Annotated in this window: 21 protein-coding genes; 10 read left to right on the forward strand and 11 right to left on the reverse strand. The window is 32.1% G+C overall.

Annotated elements, in window-relative coordinates:
• Positions 1–176 precede the first annotated feature (176 nt).
• From ACKTSU_RS05180 to ACKTSU_RS05200, 5 genes are read left to right on the forward strand one after another with little or no spacing between them, the layout of a single operon-like run.
• Positions 177–704: a methyltransferase domain-containing protein gene (locus ACKTSU_RS05180; protein WP_408035289.1), complete on the forward strand. Its 528-nt coding sequence runs from the start codon at positions 177–179 to the stop codon at positions 702–704.
• Positions 701–1,873, forward strand: coding sequence for a glycosyltransferase family 4 protein (locus ACKTSU_RS05185; RefSeq protein ID WP_408035291.1), 1,173 nt, complete (start codon positions 701–703; stop codon positions 1,871–1,873). Before ACKTSU_RS05180 ends, ACKTSU_RS05185 begins: the two co-directional genes overlap by 4 nt.
• A 1-nt stretch (position 1,874) precedes the next feature.
• Complete coding sequence (locus tag ACKTSU_RS05190; protein WP_408035292.1) at positions 1,875–3,155, forward strand: glycosyltransferase family 4 protein; 1,281 nt, start codon at positions 1,875–1,877, stop codon at positions 3,153–3,155.
• Positions 3,152–4,234: a non-hydrolyzing UDP-N-acetylglucosamine 2-epimerase gene (gene wecB, locus ACKTSU_RS05195; RefSeq protein ID WP_408035293.1), complete on the forward strand. Its 1,083-nt coding sequence runs from the start codon at positions 3,152–3,154 to the stop codon at positions 4,232–4,234. The genes ACKTSU_RS05190 and wecB overlap by 4 nt, the downstream gene beginning before the upstream one ends.
• A gap of 4 nt (positions 4,235–4,238) precedes the next feature.
• Entirely contained in the window at positions 4,239–5,744 is a 1,506-nt protein-coding gene (locus ACKTSU_RS05200) for a lipopolysaccharide biosynthesis protein (protein WP_408035294.1), read from the forward strand.
• Between the two features lie 239 nt (positions 5,745–5,983).
• Here the strand turns inward: ACKTSU_RS05200 and ACKTSU_RS05205 are convergent, their stop codons facing one another.
• The 10 genes from ACKTSU_RS05205 to ACKTSU_RS05250 all read right to left on the reverse strand — a co-directional run bounded on the left by ACKTSU_RS05205 (position 5,984) and on the right by ACKTSU_RS05250 (position 14,843).
• Positions 5,984–6,571, reverse strand: coding sequence for a Crp/Fnr family transcriptional regulator (locus tag ACKTSU_RS05205; RefSeq protein ID WP_408035295.1), 588 nt, complete (start codon positions 6,569–6,571; stop codon positions 5,984–5,986).
• 174 nt (positions 6,572–6,745) lie between these two features.
• A complete protein-coding gene (locus ACKTSU_RS05210) occupies positions 6,746–7,315 on the reverse strand; it encodes a Crp/Fnr family transcriptional regulator (RefSeq protein ID WP_408035296.1) in 570 nt (189 codons plus the stop codon).
• A 21-nt stretch (positions 7,316–7,336) separates the two neighbouring features.
• A complete protein-coding gene (locus ACKTSU_RS05215; protein ID WP_408035297.1) occupies positions 7,337–7,957 on the reverse strand; it encodes a WbqC family protein in 621 nt (206 codons plus the stop codon).
• Positions 7,957–9,540, reverse strand: coding sequence for a signal peptidase I (gene lepB / locus ACKTSU_RS05220; protein WP_408035298.1), 1,584 nt, complete (start codon positions 9,538–9,540; stop codon positions 7,957–7,959). Before lepB ends, ACKTSU_RS05215 begins: the two co-directional genes overlap by 1 nt.
• Positions 9,541–9,619: 79 nt before the next feature.
• Positions 9,620–10,321 carry a 4-hydroxy-tetrahydrodipicolinate reductase gene (dapB, locus tag ACKTSU_RS05225; protein ID WP_408035300.1) on the reverse strand — a complete coding sequence of 234 codons (702 nt, stop codon included), beginning with the start codon at positions 10,319–10,321 and terminating at the stop codon, positions 9,620–9,622.
• Position 10,322: 1 nt separating this feature from the next.
• Positions 10,323–10,901: a DUF5683 domain-containing protein gene (locus ACKTSU_RS05230; RefSeq protein ID WP_408035301.1), complete on the reverse strand. Its 579-nt coding sequence runs from the start codon at positions 10,899–10,901 to the stop codon at positions 10,323–10,325.
• A complete protein-coding gene (locus ACKTSU_RS05235; RefSeq protein WP_408035302.1) occupies positions 10,902–11,789 on the reverse strand; it encodes a ParB/RepB/Spo0J family partition protein in 888 nt (295 codons plus the stop codon).
• Between the two features lie 9 nt (positions 11,790–11,798).
• Positions 11,799–12,563, reverse strand: coding sequence for a ParA family protein (locus ACKTSU_RS05240; protein ID WP_408035303.1), 765 nt, complete (start codon positions 12,561–12,563; stop codon positions 11,799–11,801).
• 132 nt (positions 12,564–12,695) lie between these two features.
• Positions 12,696–13,814: a DNA polymerase III subunit beta gene (dnaN, locus tag ACKTSU_RS05245; RefSeq protein ID WP_408035304.1), complete on the reverse strand. Its 1,119-nt coding sequence runs from the start codon at positions 13,812–13,814 to the stop codon at positions 12,696–12,698.
• Positions 13,815–13,898: 84 nt separating this feature from the next.
• Positions 13,899–14,843, reverse strand: a complete 945-nt coding sequence (locus tag ACKTSU_RS05250; protein ID WP_408035305.1) for a lipid A deacylase LpxR family protein — start codon at positions 14,841–14,843, stop codon at positions 13,899–13,901.
• Between the two features lie 68 nt (positions 14,844–14,911).
• On the opposite strand from ACKTSU_RS05250, the gene ppk2 (ACKTSU_RS05255) reads away from it, so the two are divergent.
• Positions 14,912–15,769 carry a polyphosphate kinase 2 gene (ppk2, locus tag ACKTSU_RS05255; protein WP_408035306.1) on the forward strand — a complete coding sequence of 286 codons (858 nt, stop codon included), beginning with the start codon at positions 14,912–14,914 and terminating at the stop codon, positions 15,767–15,769.
• Between the two features lie 2 nt (positions 15,770–15,771).
• Positions 15,772–16,551, forward strand: coding sequence for a polyphosphate kinase 2 (gene ppk2, locus ACKTSU_RS05260; RefSeq protein ID WP_408035307.1), 780 nt, complete (start codon positions 15,772–15,774; stop codon positions 16,549–16,551).
• On the opposite strand, the gene ACKTSU_RS05265 is transcribed toward ppk2 (ACKTSU_RS05260), so the two are convergent.
• Positions 16,540–17,187, reverse strand: a complete 648-nt coding sequence (locus ACKTSU_RS05265) for a low molecular weight phosphatase family protein (RefSeq protein ID WP_408035308.1) — start codon at positions 17,185–17,187, stop codon at positions 16,540–16,542. The genes ppk2 (ACKTSU_RS05260) and ACKTSU_RS05265 overlap by 12 nt on opposite strands.
• An 84-nt stretch (positions 17,188–17,271) precedes the next feature.
• Between ACKTSU_RS05265 and ACKTSU_RS05270 the strand changes: the two genes are divergently transcribed.
• The 3 genes from ACKTSU_RS05270 to ACKTSU_RS05280 form a co-directional block, all read left to right on the forward strand.
• Entirely contained in the window at positions 17,272–17,817 is a 546-nt protein-coding gene (locus ACKTSU_RS05270; protein ID WP_408035309.1) for a Smr/MutS family protein, read from the forward strand.
• Positions 17,818–17,847: 30 nt separating this feature from the next.
• On the forward strand, positions 17,848–18,981 hold the full coding sequence (locus tag ACKTSU_RS05275; protein WP_408035310.1) for a cysteine desulfurase family protein: 1,134 nt from the start codon (positions 17,848–17,850) through the stop codon (positions 18,979–18,981).
• Between the two features lie 376 nt (positions 18,982–19,357).
• A partial coding sequence (locus tag ACKTSU_RS05280) for a DUF11 domain-containing protein (RefSeq protein WP_408035311.1) occupies positions 19,358–21,282 on the forward strand: 1,925 nt, incomplete at its 3' end.

Raw genomic sequence — 21,282 nt, forward strand, 5'->3', positions numbered from 1 at the left:
TTTGCGGTAAGTAAAAAGTACATGTAATGAATGTACGGATTGCTATGGAAAATTAAAAAGTTAGAAGCGAAGGAATTACCCTTCGCTTTTATGTTTTTAGTACCTATCAAAACGTATTTTTACTTCTATTGCTTAGAATGGTAAAATAATAATACATTTGTTTTAAAATAAATTTCATGTATTCTACATTACCAAAAAAGAGATACAAACATACACTTGAGTTTTTACAAAAACATCTTCCTGCTCCGGCAACAATATTAGATTTGGGAGTTCGTAATCCTTTTTCAGAAATAATGGAAGAAAATGGATATACAGTATACAATACCAATGGAGAAGATTTAGATGTGTTGCCACAAGTGGTAAAGGAATATAAAGTAGATGCTGTAACGGCTTTTGAAATTTTTGAACATTTGTTAGCTCCTTTTAATGTGTTAAGAGAAATTGAAGCAACAAAGATTATTACCACTGTTCCTTTAAAGTTATGGTTTACGAGTGCTTATAGAAGTAAAACAGATATGTGGGATAGGCATTACCATGAGTTTGAAGATTGGCAATACGATTGGTTGTTAGAAAAATCTGGTTGGAATATTGTAGATACACAAAAATGGACAAGTCCTATTAATAAATTGGGAGTGAGACCTATCTTACGAAAATATACTCCTAGATATTACGCTGTTTTTGCTGAAAAAAAGAGTTTGAAATGAGAATAGGAATGATTTTAGACAAAACATTCCCTCCTGATCCAAGAATGCATAATGAAGCTATCGAATTAATCAAATCAGGGCATGAGGTTTTTTTATTTTGTCTAACGTACTTGAATCAGCCTTTAGAAGAAGTAATAGATGGAATTCAAGTTAAAAGGTATAAGTCAAATAATTTAGAATATAAATTATCAGCTTTGGCGTATACTATTCCGTTATATTCTATTTTCATGAAGAAAAAGATTACTCATTTTCTTGAGAAATTTTCTATTGAAGCAGTTCATATACACGATATGGTTGTTGCAGAAGCGGTTTTGAATGCATGTAAAAAAAAGAAACTTCCTGTGATGTTAGATTTGCATGAGAACAGACCTCAAATAATGAAGTTTTATCCTCATTTAAAAAAGTTTCCGCAGAATGTATTAATATCTCCAAAAAAGTGGCAAAAAAAAGAAGAGGAGTTTGTAAAAAAAGTTGATAACGTAATTGTTGTTACTGAAGAAGCAAAAGAAGAAGTATGCAAGAGGACTAAAATAAACCCTGATAAAGTTGTTGTTGTTCCTAATACAGTCAGAAAATCATTTTTTGAAGAACAAGACAATTTTGAAGAAAACTCTGAAAGAGATATTTTTAATCTACTGTACATAGGAGATACAGGAAAGAGAAGAGGTTTGGCTACAGCAATTAAAAGTTTACCCGCGTTAAAAAAGGAAATAGAAAATATTCAATTAGTAATTGTAGGAAGTGTTAATGCAGAATTAAAAAAGTTATCTGAAGAATTAAAAGTTGAAGAACAAGTGAGTTTTGAAGGATGGCAGGAAGAAACTACATTTCCTAAATACATAAAACAAAGTGACGTTTGTTTATCACCTTTACACAGAAATTTACATCACGATACAACACATGCTAATAAATTATTTCAATATATGAGTTTGAGAAAACCTTTATTGGTAAGTGATGCAACAGCTCAAAAAAACATAGTAGAAAAAGTAAATGCAGGATTGGTTCATGAAGCAAAAAATGCACAAGATTTTACAGATAAAGTATTGAGATTATACAAAGATGAGCTACTGAGAAAAGAATTAGGAGAAAAAGGAGAAGCTTTTATTCAAAATAAATTCACATGGGATAAAACTTCGAAAGGATTGGTGAATTTATACAAAAGCTTATAACTTGAAAGTATTAGTCATAACATATTATTGGGTACCAGCAGGCGGATCGGGAGTACAACGTTGGTTGAAATTTGTGAAATACTTACGAGATTTTAATATCGAACCTGTAATTTTCACAGTAGATGGGGCAAACTATCCAATTGTAGATGCTTCTTTAGAGGAAGACATTCCAGGAGGAATTGAAGTAATAAAGAATCCAATATGGGAGCCTAACAATCTATTTTCAGTTTTTAAGAAAAAAGGGGCAAAAACAAGTGCAGGTTTTTTAGACCCAAATCCGAGTTTTTTTGGAAAAGTAATGCAGTATGTTCGAGCTAATTATTTTATTCCTGATGCTCGTAAGTTTTGGATAAAACCTTCCGTTAAAAAACTAAAAAAGTACCTAGAAGAAAATAAAATAGATGCAATTATAACGACAGGTCCTCCGCATAGTTTGCATTTGATAGGATTACAATTGAAAAGAGAATTGGGGGTAAAATGGATTGCAGATTTTCGAGACCCTTGGACAGATATAGATTACTTTTATCAATTACCATTAACACGAAAGGCAAGAGCTAAACATCATCAATTAGAGCAAGAGGTGCTTATAAATGCTGATGTAACTTTAGTAGTGGGAGAAACCATGAAAAAGAATTACGAGAAATTTTCAAGCAATATTCACGTTATCACTAATGGCTATGATTCCGAAGAACAAAATGAAGTGGAAGTGAAGCTTGATGAGCAATTTTCAATTACACATATAGGTTTGATGAATGCTGATAGAAATCCGAAAATAGTTTGGGAGGCATTGTCAGAATTATCTAAAGAAAATGCTGAGTTCTCAGAAGATTTAGAAATAAAATTGATAGGTAACATAGCGAATGAGGTAGAAGAGGAGCTAGCTAAATATCAGTTTAAAAACATTACTAAAATAGCTTACGTACCGCATAGTGAAGTGCAAAACCATCAAAAATCATCGCAAATTTTGTTATTGGCGGTAAATAAAGTTCCGAGTGCAAAAGGAATTATAACAGGTAAAATTTTTGAATATTTACAAGCAAAACGTCCTATCTTAGCAGTTGGTCCTGAAGATGGTGATTTAGCCGAAATTTTAACTAAAACCAATGCAGGAACCATCGTTGATTTTGACGGTAAAGCTAAAATGAAGAAAGAAATCATGCAGTTGTATGCAGATTATAAAAAAGGTAATTTGCAAGTAGCTTCTAAAGATATAACACAATACCATCGAAAAAAATTGACGGAACAATTGTCTATCATACTCAAACAAGTCGTTAATTCTTGAAAAAAATAGTAACCATATTAGGTGCTCGTCCGCAGTTTGTTAAAGGAGCTGTGTTAAGTAGAGTGATTCAAAAGCATAAGGAAGTTGAAGAAATAATAGTGCACACGGGGCAGCATTTTGATGCCAATATGAGCGCTGTTTTTTTTGATGAAATGCAAATTCCGAAACCGAAATACAATCTAAACATCAACGGATTGAGTCACGGGGCGATGACTGGGCAAATGTTAGAGAAAATTGAAGATATTTTACTTGCTGAAAAACCAGATGCCGTAATTGTATATGGTGATACAAACTCTACATTAGCGGGAGCTTTGGCAGCTAAAAAACTACAGGTTAAAGTGGTGCATATTGAAGCCGGTTTACGTTCTTTTAATATTCAAATGCCAGAAGAGGTAAACCGAATTTTAACAGATAGAATAGCAAACCTGTTAAGTTGCCCGACAGATATAGCTGTATCAAATTTAAAAAATGAGGGTTTTAACGGATTTGACATCCTGGTAGAAAAGCATGGTGATATTATGAAAGATGCTGTGGAGTTTTACAGCAAAGTTTCCGAAGAAAAATCTACCATTATAAGTGATTTAAATTTAGTCAAAAACGAATTCGTATTGGCGACAATTCATCGTCAAGAGAATACTGATGATCAAGAAAAACTAACGAATGTTTTTTCAGCTTTAGAAGAAATTAACAAAACAAAACAAGTGATACTTCCTTTGCATCCTAGAACAAAAAAAATGTTAGAGAAGTATTGTTTGCAGCCAAATATTACATTTATTGATCCTGTAGGCTATTTTTCAATGTTAGAATTATTGAAAAATTGTAGCATGGTAATTACAGATAGTGGAGGATTACAAAAAGAGGCTTTCTTCAATAAAAAGTTTTGTGTAATTGCTCGTGAAGAAACCGAATGGAAAGAGCTTGAAAAAAATGGATATGCCACTATCTCAGGTACAAATACTGAAACATTGGTAAACGATTTTAATCAGTTTTTAACTTTAAACAAGAGTTTTGAAGAGGAATTGTACGGAAATAATGTGGGAGAGAAAATATATCAATCAATAAAAAAACTAATTCAATAATACTTTGGGAATCGTATTTAAACAATCGTTCAAGAACACGTTAATAATCTATTTAGGGTTTTTAATTGGAGGTATTAATACCGTGGTTTTATACACGCGTTTTTTAGGTGATGAATACTATGGATTGGCAACCTACGTGTTTTCGGCGTCTAACTTAATCATGCCGATTACTGCCTTTGGTGTTCATTTTACGATTATCAAGTTTTTTTCAGGGTATACTTCAAAATCAGAGCAAGATAAATTTTTAAGTTCTGTAATCTTTCTGCCGCTTTTAATAGCTATTCCCATAGGATATTTTTGGGATTACTTTCATAATTGGATTATGCATTATGTAGCTAAAAGCAATTCAAAAGAAAACCTAGTTATTGAAAACTATACAATTTATATATACATAATAGCAGTTTGTACTGCTTATTTTGAAGTTTTTTACTCATGGGCTAGAGTACAAATGCAATCAGTTTTTGGTAACGTTTTAAAAGAATTATATAACAGGGTTGCTGTAATGGTAATGTTATTTGCAGTGTTTTTTCAATTCATAACCAAAGAAGAGTTTCTTATTTATATGTCTATAGCATATGTTTTAAGAACTTTTTTAATGATGATTTACGCATTTCGTTTGTATACACCAACATTTTCTTTTTCGTTACCGGATAACATTAAAGAAGTATTACGTTACACTTTTTATATCATTTTAGCAGGAAGTGCAGGAGCAATTATTTTAGATATTGACAAAGTAATGATTCCTGGTAAAGAAGGTTTTGAAAAAGCCGCTTATTATACCGTTGCCGTTTTTATAGGTTCTTTTATTGAAGCTCCAAGTAGAGCAATGGGACAAATATTACAGCCTTTAACTTCTAAGGCGCTTAATGAAAACAATCCTGTTGAGACAGAAAACTTATACAAGAAAAGTTCGATCAATCTTTTGTTAATTGGTGGTTTGTTTTATGTGTTAGTAAATTGTAATGTAGAAGAATTGTTTAAACTGATGCCTAATAAAAATTATGCAGAAGGTGGTGCTTTGGTAGTATTATTAATATCATCAGCTAAGTTGTTTTTAATGTCTTTAGGAAGTAACGGAGCCATTATTAGTAATTCTAAATTTTATCGTATTACGTTACCAGTAGGAGTAGGAATGGCATTATCAGTATATTTATTGAACGATTATTTTTATAATGGTTTAGGAATGGGAACTGAAGGATTAGCTTTAGCTACTTTAATTACAGTTGTAGTATTTAACACGTTTAAACTATGGTTTGTTAAAGAGAAGTTTAACATGATGCCATTTACAAATAAAACATTTTTAATGATTATAGTCATTTTAATCATGTTTTTAGGATTTAACTTTTGGAACTTCTCAGTGCCTGAGTTTTCTGTTTTAGACTTCCCTATTCACCCGATAGTAAACATATTGCTAAAGAGTATCATTATTATAGCTGTCTACGGATTTGTAGTGGTGAAAATGTCTATTTCAGACCAAATTAATAATCTTGTAAAAAGGTACGTGAAATAATTTACGATTTAATAATTTCAATTTTTAGATTGTTATAGATAACAAACTTGTGTTTAAAGAATTAAAAATTGTTTTAATTCTTTAAAATGCCTTTTAAATAAAATTATCTATAAAAGAAAAAAAGACTTACACACACAAGAGGTAAGCCTTTTATTAAGGGGGAATGAAACAAATAATAAGGGGGAATTTGTCTCTGGGTCAAATATAGGAAAAATTAACAATACGATTGTTAACATATGTTAAGAAAGTTTATCAACAATAAGTTTTTTCTTAATTCTACTAAGTTGAACAGGGGAAATATTTAAATACGATGCAATATATTTTTGTGTAATTAAGTCATCTATATTCGGAATTCTTTTTTTTAAGACTAAATATCTTTCTGTAGCAGTAAGACTAGAAATTTTTAAAAGTATGTCTTCTGCTTTTACGTAGGCACTTTCTAATGTTTTAATATAAAACAAACTAAATTCATGATGTTTTAAAGTAAGTTTTATCAATTCACGAAAATTACCTTTATATCCAGTTACTTTAGTTAAGGCTTGATAGTTTACTTCAGACGGTATTTCTTGCATCATAGCTGAATTGGCACCAGTAATATCGCCAGAAGTAAAAAAAGCACGTGTTGTTTCTGTGCCACTATTATTTAACAAATAGGAACGCATAATCCCTGTTTTTACTATAAAGAAATTAGAAGGATGTTCACCTACTTTTGTGAAAACCTCATTAGGTTCAAGTTCGGTGTATGTAACTAATTTTTCAAAAGTAGAGATTAGACGATTAGGTAGTTTTATATAGTGATTAAGAAAGTTTTTAATATCATCATTCATAATTAACAAGTTGTATGCTGATAACAGAAAAACTAAGATACTAAAAAAATAAAGTAAGTACGTGAAAAACAGACCTAACTTTAAGGGGAATTAGGTCTGGATATTTTAGGGGTTGTAACTTGTTAATTACGTTACAAATTTATAGCGGATTTAAATTAAAACCATTAACATATGTTAATAAATGAAATTTTTTCTAATTCTACTCAACTGCACTGGAGTAATGTTTAAGTAAGAAGCAATATGGTATTGATTGATTAAATTGTCAATACCAGGGTAGTTTTCTTGTAGTTTCTTATATCTCTGGGTAGCGTCTAACATTTGCAATTCTAATATTTTAGCTTCTTCTCTAATGTAAACACTTTGTAAAATTTTGTAATGAAAAATTGATATTTCATGGTGTTGTAACGATAAATTGTAAAAGTCTTTATAGTTGCACTCTAAGACTTCACAATCGGTTAAACACTCGTAAACCAAAGTTGAAGGTTCATTTTTTATAAGCGCTCCTAAATTACCAGAAGTACTAATAGGAGTGTATATAGTTTTGGTATGTTCTTTGTTTTTTTCAACACTATAAGAACGTATAACACCAGTTTTTAAAATGTATGCATTTACAGGTGTCTGATTTAATGACACCAACTCGTAGCCCTTAGGGAATTTTTTAATTGTTAAAAGGTTGAAAATTCTTTCTATACCATCTTCTGATAAAGGATGGAAACTAAGTGCAAATTCTTTAAAAAAGTCCATACGAAGATGTAAATATTGAGATTATCTCAAATCTACATCAATTTTTTCTAAAAAGCTAATCGTGTTTGGTCCTTCCATAAAAAGTAAATCTAAAATAGATAAATCAGGAATAAACCCGTGTTTGTCATCAAACATTTGAATGTAGGTATCCATCTCTATTTCTATACCCTTTTTTGCAATGGCTAAATCTCTATAATCTGTGCTGTTCGGAGTTAACTCATAACTCGTTGTTTTAGCAAAGTTTTGCTCCATTTGTAAAGCATCGGTTACAAATAGGTGAGTGTCGATGTTTAAATCTTGTAAAAATGTATATTTTTTATTGAAAATATTCAGCAAATCTTCTTCAAAAAATTCAAAAAAAGGAGAAGAACGATATGCAGATTGTAACGATTTATAATGTTGCTGTTGCCACGGAAAATCATTTTCTACTAAAGTATCTTTAGTCTTTTTTCTCCCTTCAGTAGTGTTGTGTTTTACAGGAATGTTTAAAGCCAATTTACCATTAGCTCCATATATATAACATCGATTACGATAGGTTTGCTTTTGATAATTGTCTTCTAATTCAAAAGTAACCGATTCTGCTTGGTATATCGCTGCATACTGAGAAATAGGAGCGAAGTAAGTAGGAATAAAAAGTGACATTACGCTTTCTTCTTTTTACTTTTTCTAAAACTATATACAGTGTAACCTCCAATTAATAGTAGCACTAACCATAAATAAGATACAGGTTTGCCACTACCTCCAACAGTTGTAAACATTCTATCCCAACGAATAGAATTTAGTTTTGCAACAAAATTAGGTGCATTAGCATCCCAACTTAACCAAATCATTACAGGTTTTCCTACTACATGATCAAAAGGTACATAACCCCAGTTTCTCGCATCTAAAGAACGTTGACGGTTGTCACCCATCATCCAGTAATAATCTTGTTTAAAAGTGTAGCTATTAGCTTTTTTTCCGTTGATATATACATCGTCACCTATAAAAGTAAGGTTGTTGTTTTCGTATCTTCGGATGATTTGTTCGTAAAACGGAATTGTTTTAGCATTTAATTCTACAGTAACTCCCTTTTTAGGAATATAGATTGGACCAAAATTATCAGAAGACCAAGCATATCTTGGATCATGAGGAAAAACAGATTCATCATAAAATCCTTTAGGAGTTAAGTATTTTTCAACGCTTTTAACAATAGGGTTTTTGGCAACCAAAGCTGCTTCGTCATCTGTTAAATTTAGATAATATTTGCCATCGTTGGTTGTACCTCCTTCTCTAATATTGTATCTTGAAAGAGCACCTTGACTAAATTTTTCCCCGTTGGTGTCAACTATAAAGTGCCACTGTGGTTTAGCTCTGTCAGGTAATACAGTTCTTTCTCCATTGATAAAAACATATCCATCACGTACTTCTAGGCTATCACCAGGAATTCCTACGGCACGTTTTACATAGTTTGTACGTTTGTCAATTGGTTTATAAGTGAATTTTCCAGAATTGTCTCCCCACATCGTAGCTAGTGAGTCTGAAGGCCAGCTGAAAACAACAATGTCGTTACGCTTAATTTTTTGGAAACCAGGTAAGCGCATGTAAGGTAATGATAGTTTGTTTAATAAACCATCTTTATTTTTATCGTCAGATAAAAATGATTTTGTTCCTAATACAGGAATAGTATCGTGTGCCATTGGTGCAGCAACAGTAGTCATTGGTACGCGAGCACCGTAATGAAACTTGCTAACAAATAAATAATCACCTACTAACAATGTTTTTTCTAACGAAGAAGTAGGAATGGTGTATGGCTGCATAAAATAAGTATGCACTAAAGTAGCGGCTATAATAGCAAAAGCAATAGAGCTTACCCATTCACCTAAAGGAGACCTTGGTTTTAAACTTCTATTTTCAATGTATTTTGCATCTGTAAAATAATTGATGTAATAAATATATAAGCCTAAAGTAAGAACAGCTAAAATAGTGTCTGGTTTTTTGTTAAAGCCAAAGCTTCTGCAAGTTTCAATCCATACTATTGGAAACATAAGTAGGTTTACAATAGGAACGAATAATAAAACCACCCACCATTTAGGGCGATTAATAATTTGCATTAGTACTATGGCGTTGTATACAGGTACGGCAGCCTCCCAAGCTTTTTTACCAGCTCGTGTGTATAGCTTCCAAGTACCTAAAAAATGAACAACTTGTATGAATAAGAAGAATAAAAACCATTCAGTAAATGTCATAATCTATATATTTTGTTTTCCTTTTCAGGGATGTAATTCTAAGCTTATTAGTGCTTTTTAGCTGCTTATTGTTACGGTATTAACCTAAGTTTAACACATCTCTCATGGTGTAAACACCTGTTTTGTTATGTAACCATTCAGCGGCAATAACGGCTCCTAAAGCAAAACCTTGTCGGTTGTGTGCTGTATGTTTTATATCAATTGTATCTACTTCAGAGCTATAGGTTACAGTGTGAGTACCTGGTACATCTGGAGTTCTAACAGCTGTAATAGGAATATTTTCTTCGGAAGTTTTTTCGTCTAATTCCCAAGCTTTTTTATTAGTGTTTTCAATAATTCCTTCAGCTAAAGTAATAGCAGTGCCACTTGGAGCGTCTAATTTTTGCGTATGATGAATTTCTTCGATAGCAATATTGTATTGCTCAAGCGTGCTCATCATCTTAGCCAATTGCTTATTTAACTCAAAAAAAACATTCACTCCTAAACTAAAGTTAGAAGCATAAATAAAAGCACCGCCTTTTTCGTTGCATAAATCAACAATTTCATTGTATTTATCTAACCAACCGGTGGTTCCAGAAACTACAGGAATGTTATTGTTAATACAGTTGCTGATATTACTATAAGCGGAAGCAGGTACGCTAAAATCAATAGCTACATCAGCTTCGTTAATATCATAAGTATTTTCTCCTGTAGATTTAATAACGATCTCGTGTCCTCTCTGTAAAGCAATCTTTTCGATTTCTTTACCCATTCTACCATAACCAAGTAAGGCTATTTTCATTTTAAAAAGAATATTTTAGTGTTAAACCAACTTTTGGCGCTTCAATAAATAAGGGGTCTGGAGTTATTACAGGGTTTACAGATAAGCTATCATCTGTATCAAATTGTAATAAGTGTGCGTTTACACTGGCTTCTACAATTTGCAAAACGTATAAAAGTACTCCAGTTAATAACGATAAGTCTCTGTTTTTACGTAAGGTTTTTTGAGCAGATTCTAATCCAGCTGTTGAAATAAATGAATTTCCGTCCTTACCATTGAATTCATCAGATAATCCTTGACTTCTTAGCTTAAAAGCTGTTCTGTAACGATCGTACTGATCGCTATTGTCTAAATAAAAATAGACACTTGTACCCATCGCAGCCCAAACTATTGGAGCTTTCCAATATTTTTTATTGTATATCTGTCCACCTCCCGGAAAAATAGCAGAATAAAATGCTGCTTTAGACGGAGAAAGTGGATTGTATTTGTCGCTTGATAACTGAAGTTGTTTAGCTCTTACAGCAATAGAATCTTTTTGAGCAAAAGTATTTTGAAACAAAAAAAGACTAAAAAAAGCGAATATGATTACACGTATGTTCAATTACTTTAATAAGTTTTTAATACGGTTAAAGTCTTCTTCTGAGTGAAAAGGAATAGATATTTTTCCCTTACCACGATTGTTAACAGTTACATCAATTTTATGCCCGAAATAATCGCTGATATCTTTTACGCTTTCAGAGATATAAGTAGGTAAAACTTTCTTTTTAGCGGCTTTAGCAACAGTACCCGCTTTTAAGTTTTTAACCAATTCTTCAGTTTGACGAACAGATAGTTTGTCACGAACAATTTTTTCGTAAATATTTAACTGATCTGTAGTGCTATCAACATTAATCAATGCACGACCGTGACCCATTGAGATAAATCCGTCACGCATACCTGTTTGAATAATCGGATCTAATTTTAATAAACGTAAGTAGTTGGTAACTGTTGAACGTTTTTTACCTACACGTGTACTCAATTCTTCTTGTGTTAATTGAATTTCATCAATTAAACGTTGATATGAAAGGGCAACTTCAATAGGGTCTAAGTTTTTACGTTGGATATTTTCTACCAACGCCATTTCTAACATTTCCTGATCATTGGCTAAACGAATGTATGCAGGAACTGTTTTGTTTCCAATAAGTTTAGAGGCTCTAAAACGACGCTCTCCTGAAACTAACTGGAACTTATCGCTCGATAATTTACGAACTGTAATAGGTTGAATTACCCCTAATTCTTTGATAGAACTGGCTAATTCACGCAAAGCTTCTTCATCAAAATAAGTTCTAGGTTGGTATGGGTTTACTTCAATCGAGTTAATGTCGATTTCAATAATATTTCCAACTAATTTATCTGCGTTTTTATCTTCTGCTGAATTTACTTCTGCAGTTTCTTTTAATAAAGCGGATAAACCTCTACCTAAAGCTTGTTTTTTTGTTGCTTTTGCCATGTATCTTTATTATGCGTTTTTAGTTAAAATTTCGTTCGCCAAATTTAAGTAATTTACGGCACCTTTAGAGGTTGCATCGTATGAAATTATACTTTCTCCGTAACTAGGTGCTTCACTTAAACGGGTATTTCGATGTACAATTGTTTCAAAAACCATAGAACTGAAGTGTTTACGAACTTCATCAACGACTTGATTAGATAAACGTAAACGAGAATCGAACATAGTTAATAACAAACCTTCAATTTCTAAATCAGGATTGTGAATTTTTTGAACGCTTTTAATTGTGTTTAATAATTTACCTAAACCTTCTAAAGCAAAATATTCACATTGGATAGGAATTACAACAGAATCTGCAGCTACAAGTGAGTTTAAGGTGATTAAACCTAAAGAAGGAGCACAATCTATTAAAATATAATCGTAATCATCTTTAATATCTTCCAAGGCTTTTTTAAGCATGTATTCACGCTCTTGCTTGTCAACTAATTCAATTTCAATAGCTACTAAATCAATATGAGCAGGAATTAAATCGACGTTAGGAGATTCTGTTTTTACTATTGTATCTTTTGCCGGAATTGTGTGTTCTAAAACCTGATACGTTCCAACTTCTACACTTTCAACATCTAAACCTAAACCAGAAGTAGCATTTGCTTGGGGATCAGCATCAATTAATAATACTTTTTTTTCTAAAACACCTAAAGCCGCAGCTAAGTTTACAGATGTAGTAGTTTTACCTACTCCACCTTTTTGATTTGCAATTGCAATAATTCTACCCATTATTATTTATAAAGTTTGAAAGAGGTAAATTTACAATTATTTATCGTTTTTGAAAGTGAAAGGTGTTATAAAAAACAAAAAAGCCACAGGTGTTGATACTGTGGCTTTTATAATGTTATGAGTTGTTCTTTTTTATCCGTTTAACATTACAGGCATTACTAACATGGTAACTTGTTCACCTTCTTCAGCACCATCAATTGGAGTTAAAATTCCAGCTCTATTTGGTAAACTCATTTCAATTAAAACATCGTTAGAGTTCAGGTTATTTAACATTTCGCTTAAAAAACGAGAGTTAAACCCAATTTGCATGTCATCTCCTTGGTAATCACAGTTTAAACGCTCGTCAGCTTTGTTTGAGTAATCTAAATCTTCTGCAGAAATATTTAACTCAGTTCCAGCCATTTTTAAACGAATTTGATGTGTTGTTTTACTAGAGAAAATAGAAACACGACGAACAGAGTTTAAGAAAGAGGCTCTATCTACTGTTAATTTATTAGGGTTCTCTTTTGGAATTACCGCTTCGTAATTAGGATATTTTCCGTCAATTAAACGACAAATCAATACTACGTTGTCAAAAGTGAACTTAGCATTGGTGTCATTATATTCAATAGTAACATTATTTTCAGAACCTCCTAAAATCCCTTTTAATAAATTTAAAGGCTTTTTAGGCATAATGAATTCTGCCGATTTTTCAGCGGTAATATCTGTACGTGTATATTTTACTAATTTATGAGCATCTGTAGCTACAAATGTTAATTCCTTAGAGTTGAACTGGAAAAACACACCGCTCATTACAGGACGTAAATCATCATTTCCTGCAGCAAAAATAGTTTTAGAAATAGCGGTAGCTAAAATGTCAGAAGGAATTTCAGTACTGCTTGGTGAAGGTAATTCTACAGCTTTTGGGAATTCATCTCCACTAAAATAAGCCATGTCATACTTACCTTGCTCAGAAATAATTTCAATAGTACTATCGCTTTCTACTTTAAAAGTAAGCGGTTGTTCAGGAAATGTTTTTAAAGTATCCAACAATAAACGAGCGTTAATAGCAATGGCTCCAGTATCTGTACTTTCAACATCAATAACTGACGACATGGTCGTTTCAAGATCAGATGCAGATACTTTTAATTCGTTTTCAGATAGTTCAAATAAAAAATTATCTAAAATTGGTAATGTGTTATTGCTGTTTATAACTCCTCCTAAAACCTGTAGCTGTTTTAATAACTGTGAGCTAGATACGATAAATTTCATTGAATAGTTTTTCTATTTATTAGACTTACAAATATATTTTAATTATATGATTATAAAAATTATTTTTTTAGCCAGATTTTAACTCTAGTTAAATTGGTAATTTAATTGAATAGTTCCGTAAACATTACTTCTTGGAACTCGAGCACTTTTCAGTTTTTTTGTGTGATAATTTATAGCATAACCAAAGTTAAAACGATTACTAGTAAAACGTATCCCAAATTCAGTAGTGAACACAAAAGGTTGAATGTCAAAAGTAACAGGGCTTCCGTCAGCTAAAAAACTTCCTTCTATGGTTGCGTCATACGCTGCATAACGAATCATTGGATTGATGTATAAAAAAACTTCCGTATTGTTATGAAATTGGGTATTTTGGTTGTTTAAATTTCCATTAAAAGCAATAGAATTTAAAATACTTTCTAAAGGTTTGAAGCCAATACGACTGTACAAACCGCTAGATAAATGGGTGTAAACGGTACCAATTCTAGCGGTATTTCTCCAGTTAAGATCAAAAATGTTGTCTTTAGCTAGTTTTTTGATGTATTCTGCTTTTAAGTTAAGGGCAAAAGCGTCTTTTATTTGGTATCTCCAGCCAGTAGCTTTTTTAAACCCGTAAATATCATGAATGAAATCTTGCAGTTCTTCACTCAATGCAGAAGAGCCAATACTACCAACTTGTACAGATGTTTTTAAGATAGATTCCTTTTTGAAAAAATAATTGATACCAAAGCTTCCGTAGAGATACCCAGCAAAAGGACGATCGTGTTCTTCTACTGTTTCAACAATCGCTTTAAAAGGTGTGTACATATGGTGACCTAGCTGAATTTCGTAGCTTTTTTTTTCAATATTTTGAAATTGTTTTTCACTAAGATAACGATAAGTTAAAAATACACCGTTTGTATAGTATCTATCATAGTAACTCGAAGTGTATAAGTCGTTGTCATTTAGGAAACTGAACTCTTTAGCGTATTTTCGTTGAGAGAAGGTAGAAAGCGAAAATAAGATGAATAAAAGTGCTATGATTTTTTTCATAGCTGTAAATATCGTATTATTTTAGCACAACCTAGGTTAAATTATTAAGAAGAATAATTAGTGGCTTTATGAGTAAAGAATCTGTATTAACTATAGAAGATTTTGAAAGCGTTTCTACCAACGAAGAGCTTTTGTCTAAGATTAGAAAAAAAGGAATTTCTATAGCAAAAGTTCAAGTGAAGTTAGATTATGAAGAAGAGTTAAAGAAACTTCAAATAGAGTTAGTGAAACTTCAGCAATGGATTGCGAAGAAGAATAAAAGAGTGGCTGTAATTTTTGAAGGAAGAGATGCGGCAGGAAAAGGAGGGAGTATCCGTAGATTTATGGAGCATTTAAATCCTCGTTCTACACGTTTAGTGGCCTTAAACAAACCAACTGATGTTGAAAAAGGTCAGTGGTATTTTCAAAGGTATATAAAAGAATTACCAAATCCTGGAGAGATTGTTTTTTTTGATAGAAGCTGGTATAACCGAGCTGTAGTTGAGCCTGTAATGGGATTTTGTACTGATGATCAATATAAAAATTTTTTGGTACAAGTACCTGAGTTTGAACATATGTTGTATGAAGATGGTGTAGTGATAATTAAGTTTTGGTTATCTATTTCAAAAGATGAACAGTTACGTCGATTTGACTCAAGAAATGATAATCCTTTAAAACGCTGGAAGTTTAGTCCAGTAGATAAAAGAGGGCAAGAATTGTGGGATGACTATACTTTTTACAAAGATGAAATGTTTAGTAGAACTCATACAACATATAGTCCGTGGATTGTGGTAAAAACAAATAGTAAAAAAGAAGCAAGGGTAGAGTGTATGCGTCATGTATTAACTCAGTTTAATTATGATGGAAAGGATGAAGCACAAACTATTTTAACGCCAGATCCTAACATAGTAATGCGTTATTATCGTTCAGTAAAACAGTTAGATTAAGAATGAGAAAATTAACTCAAAGAGACGTAAATAAATTAAATAGTACAAGAGGTTTAAAAGCATTATTGTCAAAACCTTTCAATATAGAGAAGTCAATTCGTTATGTTGATTATGAACGAAAGTTGAAAAAATTACAAGTAGAGTTGATTCGTTTACAAGCTTGGGCAATTAGAGAAAATGAACGAATTATAGTGATTTTTGAAGGACGTGATGCGGCAGGAAAAGGAGGGGCAATTCGTAGAATTACCGAACGTATTAACCCACGTCATATGAGAATTGTAGCATTGCCGAAGCCCAACGAAGATCAAAAAACACAATGGTATTTTCAACGTTATGTAGAGCAATTTCCAAAAGCGGGAGAAATACTGTTTTTTGACCGTAGTTGGTATAATAGAGCTGTGGTAGAACCTGTAAATGGATTTTGTACTCAAGAAGAGTATCAAATTTTTATGAATCAAGTAAATGATTTTGAAAGGATGATTTTAGAATCAGGTATTCGCTTGGTGAAAATTTACATGTCTATTACCAAAAAAGAGCAAGCTAAACGATTTAATGATATTAAAAACGATCCGCTTAAGCAATGGAAGATGACTCCTGTAGATGAAAGAGCGCAAGAGTTATGGGATGATTATACAGAGTATAAAAAAGCGATGTTTTCAAAAACTAACACAGAAATATCTCCTTGGAAAGTTATTCGAGCAAACAGAAAAACAGCAGCACGTATTAATGTGATAAATCACATTTTAAAAAGTATTCCTTATGACAAGGAGTTAGAAGTATAATTCAGGTAATCTATTTTTAATTTCTTCAAAAATAAAATAAAGTTCCCCTGCTATTTGTTTACTTGTTTGTAAGTAGGTTTCCTCAGTTAAATCTGTATTATCTGAAGCTTTTGGGTCCTTGTAAGGTAGGTGAAATCGTTCAGTCGTTTCAGGAATAAAAGGGCAGTCTTTATCAGCACTATTACAAGTTGTGATAGCAATAAAAGGATAGCTGTTTTGAGGGTGGTCGTAAATTTTTGAAAAACCCAAAATAGATTTTTTTGTGCCTTCAAAAGAAATTAAATATCTGGGGTTTTGGTGAGAAAAATCAACCACGTTAAAATTGAATCCTGTTTTTTGTAAACATTTTACGGTGTTTCTATGAAAAGAAGTTGTTTCTGTTCCTCCAGAATAGGTAAATATGTTTTTTAAACTAAAATACTCAATAGCAAAAAAACTCCATACTTGAGCTAATTGACTTCTGCGTGAGTTGTGAGTGCAAATAAAGTTTAAGTTTATTTTGTCTTTGTCAAGGTATTCATCAAAAATACTGTCAGCTATAGAAAGTAAAAGTTTTTTACGATCATCAGTAATTATCATCTCTTTCCTTGCTTCTTCAAAGAAAACTTTTGTATTGATATTTTTAGTGTTTATCATTTATTTGCAGTTCTTTTGCAACGTATAATTATTTTGCAAAAATACAAGCTAAAGCTCTTTTAGTTAATTAAATAAAGGTTAAGGATGTGTTTAGAAATCGGTAATAAAGTAGCTGTGATTGATGCTGATATTAGAGGATTCGTAACAAAAATCAATAATGAAGAAGTTTTTGTTAAAGATGAAGAGGGTATGGAGTACCGTTTTTTTAAAAGAGAATTGGTGAAAATTGAAGTTGATCAAAGTGAGTTAAGTAAGTTTTCTGACATTAATAATCCGATGCTTAAAGCTAAAATTCAGCCGCAAAAAAGAGCCAAAAAATCGTCGTTCATAAAAGATAGAAATGAGATTGTAATGGAGGTTGATTTGCATGCTGAAAAACTAGTGAAGTCAACTAGAGGAATGGATAATTTTGATATTTTATCTTTGCAATTAGATACTGCAAAACAAAAATTGGAGTACTGTATCTCCAAAAAAATATCAAAATTAGTCTTGATACATGGTGTAGGGGATGGGGTGTTGAAAACAGAACTACATTATTTATTAAATAACTACCCTGTAAAATATTACGAAGCTTCTTATCAAAAGTACGGACAAGGAGCGACTGAAGTATATGTGTATCAAAATTATTAAAAGTACTATCTAAAACTTTACTTTTGTATTATGAATTCAGTATACTTAGATAATGCAGCCACAACACCTATGCTGCCCGAGGTGGTAAATGTAATGCAAGAATCAATGCTTGCTAATTTTGGAAATCCTTCCTCAACTCATCAATATGGTAGAAAGGCTAAAGCAGCTGTTGAAACAGCTAGAAAAAATATAGCAAAACATTTTAATGTGCCTGCAAGTGAAATTATTTTTACAGCAGGCGGAACTGAAGCAGATAATTTAATTTTACAAAATGCAGTCTCGCATTTAGGAGTAAAAAGAATCATCACTTCTAAGTTAGAGCACCATGCTGTTTTGAATACAGTACAGTTTTTAGAGAAAAAGCATAAAATACTTATAGATTATGTTAGGGTAGATGAAAATGGAGCTGTTGTATTGGATAGTTTGGGGGAAGCTTTAAAAAAGTCAAACGAGAAAACCTTAGTGAGTTTAATGTATGTGAATAATGAAATTGGTAATATTTTGCCAATTGAAGAGGTGGTAAACATGTGTAAAAAGCATAATGCTTACTTTCATTCAGATACAGTGCAGGCTATTGGGCATTATCCAATAGATTTACAAAAAACTCAAATAGATTTTATAGCTGCTAGTGCGCATAAATTTCACGGTCCTAAAGGAGTTGGTTTTACATACGTAAGAAAAGGTATAGCAGTTCAGCCCATGTTTTTTGGAGGAGAACAAGAAAAAGGAGCTAGATCTAGTACCGAAAATGTTCACGCTATAATAGGTATGGATAAGGCATTAAGCCTAGCTTTTGAAAATATGAAAGAAGATTCAATCTATATAAAAGGATTGAAAAGTTACTTTGTGCAAAAAGTAAAAGAACTAATTCCTGATGTTGAAATAAATGGAGAGTCGTTTGATGAAACAAGTTATACTATTGTAAATTTAAGATTTCCTGTTCAGGATAAAATGTTACTATTTAATTTAGACTTATTAGGAGTAGCAGTGTCAGGAGGAAGCGCTTGTCAAAGTGGTAGTAATAAAGGTTCACATGTGTTAAGAGCTTTTTTAAATGCAGAAGAAGTTCAAAAAGCTTCTGTAAGATTTTCGTTTAGTAAGATAAATACAATAACTGAGATTGATTATGTGTTAAATCAGTTAAAAAAGATTTTAAAAATTTAGTTAGGTCTTTTTTATTTGTTTTAAAGGGGGTTTGCTTGTACTGTATGGTTTCAGTTTAGATGTAGAAAAAAATCCTTTAAAAGTGTGTTTTAAGAGATGTTTTCTATAAATTTTAAAAATGGTTTTCGTTTTAAGTATTTTTTTTATCTATATAGTGACTTAATTTGTTAAAGTTGCATCTAACCTTTTAGTGGAAGTAAAAAAAGTTTACTTTTGCGCATTCAAAAAAAATAGAAGTCCCCCACAATAAAAAAGTTGTAAAAGAGCAACTTAAGTCTTTTTGTGGGATTTTTTATACCCACCAGATTTGTTTATTAAAAATAAATAGCCTTAAAAGAATAGGCTAAACATTGTATATAAAATAAAATGTACTAATATGAGGGAAAATTACATTTCAATTAACTCGGTAAAATATAAGTTGTTTCTGTTTTTACTGATTTCATTCTTTTGTTCAGGGGTGTCTTATTCACAGTGTACTAATGGTTCAGAGTTAATAGATTGGAATCAAATGTATAATGGGGGAAGTAACTTAAACGGTAATTATACAACAACATCTTGCGATGTAGAAACTATTCTATCTTCTACATTCACAGATCAATCACCTTTAAATTTAACAGATACAGGTGTTGAGTCGTCAAGTAGATATAGGGTGACTATGGGTAATGTTACTATAGGAGACCAAGTTGTATGGGAGTTAACATTTTCAAGCCCTTTAATATTAAGTAATTTTAGAGTAGAGGATATTGATGAAAGTACAAGTCATTTAGATATTGTAAAATTTACAGCGGACAATGATGGAGTCGATGTTCCATTATCTTTAACAAATGCGGGAGGTACCCCAACATACAGTGTGTCAGGACAGACAGCCACTGGTACATCTAATAATGATATAGGAACAAGTAATGATGGAGCTGTTTTGGTAAATTCTTCCCAGTCTATTAAGAGATTAATAATTACTTATGAAGCAGGTACTTCAAGAAATATAGCAGTTGCACAATCTATTTGGTTTTCAAATTACTCAGTTTGTTGTCCAGAAGAGCCAACGCTTAACATAACTAAAACATCTAGTCCTTCAGGAAATGTTAATGTAGGTGATGAAATTACGTATACCATACAAATAGAAAATACAGGTAATGTAACTGCTGATAACGTTGACTTAACTGATATACTTCCTTCGGATGTAACTTATGTAAATAATAGTATTACAAGACAGTATTATGTTGATATAGTTAACTCTATAAATGATACTTTTTCTTATGATTTTGGAGTCCCTTATTCTTTTATTTCTAGTGGTGCTCAATCGTATACTGTCACGGCTTCTGATATCCCACATGCTGACGCAACATTTACTTCTTTTTCTTTTGAGGTTGAAGGTAGAACTCCACAAAGGAATGGTAATCATGATGATGATTGGGTTTCTCAGATATGGTTAGAGTTTTATTTTCCTGGATATGTTTATCCAATAGACAATACTTTTGGAAGTGGCTTCAATTCTTTAGAACCATTTTTACTTACAGAGAGTAATCGTCTTGATACTGATGATGATGAGTTTGGTGGTGATTATTCAGGTAATTGGGATGTAGTATCTAGAAATACTAATTCTGTTTCAGGGACAGTCTTTGGAGAGTACAGTATTAATTGGTATGATGATGTGACTGAGGGAGGCTCTTTAGCTAATGTAGTTACAAAAGCAGAGTTTATTATTGGTTATCAATATAAAACATATACACGAACTCAAATTAATGACACCAATGGTACAGTAGCTAATTTAATTACGAGTTCAGAGGGTATAGATATTCAACCAGGAGAAACAGTAACTGTAACATTTAGAGCGACGGTAAATTCAAATACTGAGTGTAATACACTTACCAACACAGCAACGATAAATGCTACTAATTTAGCAACAGCTCTTTCAGATACAGCTGTAAATACTGTGAATCCGCCATTAGCAGGAACAGTGAGTTCAGACCAAACAATTTGCGAGGGCGATAGTCCATTGGCATTGACTATAAGTGGTCACACAGGCGATGTACAATGGCAAAGTTCGACTGACAACAGTACCTTTAGTAATATAAGTGGAGCTACAGGAACCAGTTATAGCCCAGGAATATTAAGTTCAACAACGTATTATAGGGCAGAGATAACAAGTGGAAGCTGTAGTAGCTCAGTTCAGAGTAATGTGGTAACGATCACGATAACGCCAGCACCAAATGCAGGATCGAATGGAACATTGACGGTATGTCAAGGAACAACACCTACCGATGCAGAGTTATTTGCTGCACTAGGAGGTACGCCTGATGC

The sequence above is a fragment of the Tenacibaculum aestuarii genome (genome assembly GCF_964510395.1).
Taxonomy (GTDB): Bacteria; Bacteroidota; Bacteroidia; order Flavobacteriales; family Flavobacteriaceae; genus Polaribacter; species Polaribacter aestuarii.